Annotated in this window: 2 protein-coding genes; both read left to right on the forward strand. The window is 61.4% G+C overall.

The genetic code is table 11. The features are described from left to right. Window positions 1-573, forward strand: a 573-nt coding sequence (locus A3730_RS24530; RefSeq protein WP_156501341.1) for an ATP-binding cassette domain-containing protein, incomplete at its 5' end; no start/stop codon positions are given. 64 nt (window positions 574-637) lie between these two features. Next, window positions 638-866 (forward strand): PilZ domain-containing protein (locus A3730_RS24535; protein WP_197477616.1); only part of this gene is annotated, 229 nt, incomplete at its 3' end.

The following is an 866-nucleotide window of genomic DNA, read 5'->3' on the forward strand; positions in this document are numbered from 1 at the left end:
TTCCGCATGCTGGCCGGCCAGGAAACCCCGGACAGCGGCGAGATCGTCACTGGCGATACCGTACAGATGGCCTATGTGGACCAAAGCCGTGAAGACCTGGACAGCAACAAGACGGTCTGGGAAGAAGTCTCCGACGGCAACGACATCCTGCGCATCGGCAACTATGAAGTCCCCAGCCGCGCCTATCTGGGCCGGTTTAACTTCAAGGGTGGCGACCAGCAGAAGCGGGTCGGCGATCTGTCCGGCGGTGAACGCAACCGTCTGCACCTGGCCAAGCTGCTCAAGCAGGGCGCCAACGTGCTGCTGCTCGATGAGCCCACCAACGACCTGGACGTGGAAACCCTGCGGGCATTGGAAGAAGCCCTGCTGGCGTTCCCCGGCTGCGCCATCGTGATCTCGCACGATCGCTGGTTCCTGGACCGCGTCGCCACCCACATCCTCTCCTTCGAAGGGGATGCCCAGGTGGAATGGTTCGAAGGCTCTTACACCGAGTACGAAGAATACAAACGCAAGCAGCTGGGCGATGCGGCCCTGCAACCCAAGCGCATGAAGTACAAACGAATCGAAGTCTGATTCGTGCAGGATAATGCCGACACAGCAACAACGTGTCGGCCGGGGACGTAACAGGGACGACAGCATGAACGAAAGACGGCGGGCCAATCGGGTGGACTTCGACGGGGAGGCCACCCTGGCTTTCCAGCAGGACAGCCACCCCGTGTCACTGGACGACATTTCCATCATGGGCGCACGGCTCAACAGCAGCACGCCGCTCGCGCTGCCCGATGCGGCCCCGGTCACCCTGACCATTACCCTGGAAGACTCTGATATCACGCTCACCCTCCCGGCAAAAGTAAAGCGCCAGGAGG

It is taken from the genome of Alcanivorax sp. HI0044, from assembly GCF_001634945.1.